This window comes from Dyella sp. (assembly GCF_035486915.1).
Classification (GTDB): domain Bacteria; phylum Pseudomonadota; class Gammaproteobacteria; order Xanthomonadales; family Rhodanobacteraceae; genus Dyella_B.
On record NZ_DATHMR010000102.1, the window covers coordinates 47771 to 53819 of the forward strand.

Consider the following 6049-nt stretch of genomic DNA (forward strand, 5'->3'; position numbering starts at 1 on the left):
AGCTAGAACTGCTTATGCAGACCCAGCTGGATACCTTGGTCGCGCGAATGCGGCATCAGTATGTATTGGTATTCCGTGGTGATCTGCAGGTCGTTGCGAATCTGGAAGTCGCCGCCGAAAGCCCCCAGCACGCTGGTTCCATTGGCCGAATACGGATTCGTCAGCACATTCCAGGAGCCTGCCGAAGGCACGAACGCGTAGCTCAGTGTGGTGTCGGTGGTTCCCTGGAAATCATGGCCGACTTCCAGTCGCACATGCGGCATGAACAACGTATCGCCGAACGGAATCTTGCCGCTTGCGCGGAAGCCTGCGATCGCCTGCGACGTGCGCAAGGTCTGCGCACCGTAGGTCAACGCATCGGCTACATCGCCGGTTTCCGAAAAACTATTGAGCGAAGACAGCGACCAGGCGAACCGGCCATACGGCGACATCGTCCACATGCCAGCATGGTATTCATAGCCCGCCGTGAGTGATGCAAACCATTGGTCGCCATTGCGGTGGCCGATCAGATCGGTTTGGCTATCGGCCGCATAACGGCTGCTGTCGAAACGCAGGCCGCCGCCACCGACAACGCCATCGATGTACACATGCGCGGTCGGCTGGTAGCTGCCGTAAAGAGCCGCGCTATAACCTTCTGCCACGCTGCGTGTTCCGTCGTTGGCGACTTCGCTGTTGTCATGGTCGTAGCCAACGCTGATGCCGATCAAAGCATGCTCGCCGATGCGTTGGTCGACACCCGTATTCACCGCGATGGTGTCCGAATCGAAGCCTGCGGCTTGCCGATAGGCATCGAACGCGCCGAAGTTGGCCGTGCCATCCACCCATGCACCCAGGCCGGATGACGCTTGGGCTGCAGGCGCGGATGCATGGCCTTGCGATGGCTGGTCCATCGAAGCCGGGGCGTCATCTGTGCTTTCACTCGCCCCCATACCGGGCCGTGGGCCAGGGAATGGCGAAGCGCCTGAGCTCGACGCCTGCAAACCATTCGCGCCTGCTCCCGTCGGTGCCTGTAGCGATTTGCCATCCAGGCTGATGGACAGGTTGTTGCTGAAGCGCGCCGTTCCGTTGCCGTCGTGCAAACTGTCCAAGCGGCTTTGAATGTTGCTGAGTTGGTCTTGCGCAAAACGTTCGGCCTGCATGGCTTGTGCTTCGACCAGCCCCAGCACATCCGGATTGCGTGATGGATTGGACTGGGTGTTCACCAGCACCAGCACGTCCTCGATCTGCGACTGTCCGTTGGATGCGATCAGTACCGTAGTGATCTGCACCAGACCATGAAACGTCGAAGTGGGCGTGAAGGTCAGCGAGGCCGGTTGGCTCACACTTGCGTTACCGGCGCTCGCCGGCGACAACCCGAGCAATGCCGACGATACATAGGTGCCGGACGCAACGCTGGCGAGATTCACCGACACGGGGCTGCCCGACTGCGCCGTGACGGTTTGACTCAGGCCTGCGGCGCTGCCTGCCGCGGTCACCGTCACGGTAATCGTGCCCGGCGTCGACGCACCAAAATGATTGCTCAGCTGATAGCTGAAGGTGTCCGTGCCCACAAAGCCGGCCGCCGGCGTATAGAGGATCTGCTCGCCGCTTACGGTGGCGGTTCCGTGCGTGGGCTGCGCCGCCACATGGGCACCGGTCAAGGGCTGCGTGCCATTGGCCTCGGCCGACGCATCGATAAGTACGTTGGTTCCTTTCGAGGTGGCCACATAGAGCGGCGCGGCAATGGGCACGTTCAGCGGCGTGACGGTGACCGTAATCGTCGCAGGCGCCGAGTGGCCGCTTGGATTGATCGCGGTATACGTAAAACTGTCGGTGCCACCGTAGAAGGTTGACGAAGGCGTATAGATCACCGTCTCGCCCGAGACACTCACCGTGCCGTGGCTGGGACTGCCGGCGATGTTCACCGCGGTGATATCGACTCCCGTAATCGCACTGGTCAGATTGATGCTCGTCGCGGTGTCATAGGGCGTCGTCGCCGAAGCGGCGGCCACAGTGGGGATAGCTGGCTGACCCACGGTTACGCTGACCGTGGCCGGCGTCGATGTGCCGGTTGGATTGCTGGCGGTGTAGGTGAAGCTGTCGGTGCCGCCATAGAAAGTCGATGAAGGCGTATAGATCACCGTCTCGCCCGCGACACTCACCGTGCCATGGCTGGGACTGCCGGCGATGTTCACCGCGGTGATATCGATCCCCGCAATCGCACTGGCCAAGTTGATGCTGGCCGCCGTGTTGTAAGGCGTCGTCGCCGAAGCGGCCGCCGCGGTGGGGGCACCTGGCGGGCTCACGGTTACGGTCACCGTGGCTGGCGTCGATGTACCGGTTGGATTGGAGGCGGTGTAGGTGAAGCTGTCGGTGCCGCCATAGAAAGTCGACGAAGGCGTATAGGTCACCGTCTCGCCGGAGACACTCACCGTGCCATGGCTAGGACTGCCGGCGATGTTGACCGCGGTGATGTCGACTCCCGCAATCGCACTGGTCAGGTTGATGCTGGCCGCCGTGTTGTAAGGCGTCGTTGCTGAAGCGGCAACCGCGGTGGGGGCACCTGGCTGGCCCACAGTGACTGTCACCGTGGCGGGTAACGACGTGCCACCCGGGTTCGTTGCGGTGTAGGTGAAGCTGTCGGTGCCGCCATAGAAAGTCGATGAAGGCGTATAGGTCACCGTCTCGCCGGAGACACTCACCGTGCCATGGCTTGGGCCGCTCGCTACGGTAACCGCCGAGATCTCGGCACCGGAAATTTCACTCGTCAGGTTGATGTTCGTGGCTGTGTTGTACTGCGTCGTGGCGGATACGGCGACGACCGTGGGTGCGGGTGGCGGGTTAACGGTGATCGTCACCATGGCAGGTGCGGACATACCGGCCGCGTTGCTGGCCGAGTAGGTAAAACTGTCCGGCCCCGAATAGCCGCCAGCTGGCGTATAGGTGATCGACGTACCAGAGGCTCTCGCCGTGCCATGTGCAGGTGTAGTGCCCACGGCTACGGAAGTGGGATTCCCACTGATATTCAAGGTGATGGGGTTATTGTTGCTGTTGTAACTCACCGCAGCGCTGACCGGATTGGCCGTCGGCGGGGTAAAGGTAAACGTGCCGCCGGAGAACGTGCCGGCATCCGTGGTCACGCTGATCGGCACGGAGCCTGCCCCATTCGGCGCGGTGACGGTAACTTGTGCGGTGCCGCCGGAGCCGTAGCTGGCGCTGACGTTGGTAGCCGGCATGCCGCCGAAACTCACCGCAGTGGTTCCCCACAGACCCGACCCGGAAAGGATGACCGTGGTGCCCGACGTGCCGGACGCCGGGCTGACGCTCGACACCGTGGCACCGACCGATGTGCAGGTGATGCTGTAGGTAATCGTGCCGCTGCTTTGATTACTCTCCAGGTTATCCGCCCCCGCCCCCGAACCCGACTCCGTGCCGGACACCGTCCCACCGTTGTCGACCATCTGCAGCCAGGAGCCGCCGTAGTACGCCGATCCCGAGGTAGTTAGTGTTACCGCATCGCCCGCATTGACCTGCTGATCATTGGTGAGCAACTGAACGTATTGGTAGGGGCCCAGCGAACCGGACACGTTGAGGGCTTGGCAACCTGGTGACGCTTGCGTCAGCTGTGGAAGACCGAGCAGCGAGACGCCCACTAAGGCACAAAGCCCCAGCCGCCCGAGCAGCTGCGCCATGCCGCGTTTCGTATTCATGCCCCTGTCCCCTGACTCGTATCGCCGGGCACTCTGGCCCGGGAAAGGGCAAAGGGATATCCCCGAAATCAGGGGGTTGTACTGGATGCCATAACGAACATGCCTAACGCCCGATGCATCCGTGCGAGTCCGGGCGCGACCGATGCGAGTACCCTCCGCGCGGTTCAAAGCCTGCGTTGAAGCGGACATTTTGCCAGCCACGCGGAAGATCCAGCCGTACGACTGGGCGCGACCCTAAGCTTCTAAACGTTCGACTCGTTCAGATACGCGCACGGCATTCATTGAATGGCTTGCGCTTGCGCAGCGTGCACGGATGCACGCTCGCTCAGCCATCGAAAAAGTTGGCCGCCATCGCGCGGTGCCATCAACCACAGGAGCAACCTGTAGGTTTCCGCCAATGCGCGAAAGTCTTCGGTCAGGCGATCGTGCAGCGGCATGCTGTGCGTCATGCGTAACACATCGTCGCTCGAAAGCACGAAACCGATGGCGGTGGCCTTGTCCCATGCGCGTACGTATTCGCGTGCCAAGCTGATGACCACAGTTTTGCCGCGCCGTACGCCAAGCGCTTTCAGTTGATCGGCCAACTGGGGTTGCGCGCATCGTTTGGCGGTTTGCGAGAGATGCGCAAGCAATGCAATCCATTGGGCGTGGGCTAGCAGAGGATCCACGCCAGCGTCGCGCAGAGGAGACATCGCATCGTCCAACGTCGCCTCATCCGCAGGATGTCGTCCACCGAGCGTGGTGATCGCCAATAGGGGCAAGTGGCCGTTCGCAATACCGTTGAAGAGCTCCTGCTCCATCCTTGTCTCCCCACGTTCGAATCAGGCGGCGATAAGGTACTTGCCGCTTAAAAACAAAGTGATGGTTATCCGGCGGGACAACCATCACTTGTTTGCGGCGCAAGGCGCGGACACCCGCGGCGACAATGCCAGTCGTCTATGCCGCTCCAAACGCCTTCACAGCGGTACACCAACTCACTTCAGATCGAAGCGATCGAGGTTCATCACCTTGTTCCACGCCGCGACAAAGTCGTGGATGAATTTTTCCTTCGCGTCGGCGCTTGCATACACTTCGGCCAGCGAGCGCAACACCGAGTTCGAGCCGAACACGAGATCGACGCGCGTGCCCGTCCATGTCTGTGCACCGCCCTTACGCGCGTGTCCTTCAAACAGACCCTTGGACTTCGACGACTCCTTCCACTCGGTGCCCATATCGAGCAGATTGGCGAAGAAATCGTTCGTGAGCGCTTCGGGGTGTTTGGTGAACACGCCGTGGTTGGTCTGACCGACGTTGGTGTTCAGCACGCGCAGGCCACCGATCAGTGCGGTCATCTCCGGCGCTGTCAGGGTGAGCAATTGCGCCTTGTCGATCAGCAGCATTTCGGACGGTACGGCGTACTCTTTCTTTTGGAAGTTGCGGAAGCCATCGGCAACCGGCTCAAGCGGCGCGAACGATTCCACATCGGTTTGATCCTGCGATGCGTCGGCGCGTCCCGGCGTAAAGGGCACCTTCACCGCATGGCCCGCGTTCTTGGCAGCCTGTTCGACACCTGCGCAACCGCCGAGCACGATCAGATCGGCCAGCGAAACGCGCTTCTTGTCGCTTTGTGCGCCGTTGAAATCCTTTTGAATGCCTTCGAGCGTCGAAAGCACCTTCGCCAATTGTGCAGGCTGATTGGCTTCCCAATCTTTTTGCGGCGCGAGGCGGATGCGCGCACCGTTGGCGCCGCCGCGTTTGTCGGAACCGCGGAACGTCGATGCCGATGCCCATGCCGTCGACACGAGCTGCGATACGGAGAGTCCCGACGACAGGATCTTGCTCTTGAGCGCCGCGATGTCATTCTCATCGATCACAGGATGATTGACGGCGGGAAGCGGGTCTTGCCAGATCAATTCTTCGGCCGGCACTTCCGGGCCGAGGTAACGCGCACGCGGACCCATGTCGCGATGCGTGAGCTTGAACCATGCGCGCGCAAACGCGTCCGCCAACTGATCGGGATGTTCGAGGAAGCGGCGGGAAATTTTTTCGTATGCCGGATCCAAGCGCAGCGACAAGTCGGTCGTGAGCATCGTGGGCCGCTGCTTTTTCGACGTATCGTGCGCGAGTGGAATGGTTTCCTTGGAGTCTTTGGCCACCCACTGGTTGGCGCCGGCGGGACTCTTGGTGAGTTCCCATTCGTGGCCGAAGAGATTCTCGAAGAAACCGTTGCCCCATTTCGTCGGTGTAGCGGTCCAGGTAACTTCCAGGCCGCTGGTGATGGTGTCGGCGCCTTTGCCGGAGCGGAATTTATTCGCCCAGCCCAAACCTTGTTCGGCCAGATCGGCGCCTTCGGGTTCGCGGCCGACGTTGTCGGCGGGGCC

At 61.3% G+C, this 6049-nt stretch carries 3 protein-coding genes; all 3 read right to left on the minus strand.

The genetic code is table 11. The features are described from left to right. Positions 1–2: 2 nt before the first annotated feature. Positions 3–3689 (minus strand): Ig-like domain-containing protein, encoded by a 3687-nt coding sequence (locus VK725_RS08295; protein WP_325317592.1) that lies wholly within the window; start codon positions 3687–3689, stop codon positions 3–5. Between the two features lie 278 nt (positions 3690–3967). Then, positions 3968–4489 (minus strand): hypothetical protein, encoded by a 522-nt coding sequence (locus VK725_RS08300; RefSeq protein ID WP_325317593.1) that lies wholly within the window; start codon positions 4487–4489, stop codon positions 3968–3970. A gap of 174 nt (positions 4490–4663) precedes the next feature. Beyond that, a partial coding sequence (locus VK725_RS08305) for a peroxidase family protein (RefSeq protein WP_325317594.1) occupies positions 4664–6049 on the minus strand: 1386 nt, incomplete at its 5' end.

Bases quoted from the DNA above. Each gene is read 5' to 3' on its own strand.
- VK725_RS08295 (WP_325317592.1), bottom strand. From the start codon at position 3,689: ATGAATACGAAACGCGGCATGGCGCAGCTGCTCGGGCGGCTGGGGCTT.
- VK725_RS08300 (WP_325317593.1), bottom strand. From the start codon at position 4,489: ATGGAGCAGGAGCTCTTCAACGGTATTGCGAACGGCCACTTGCCCCTA.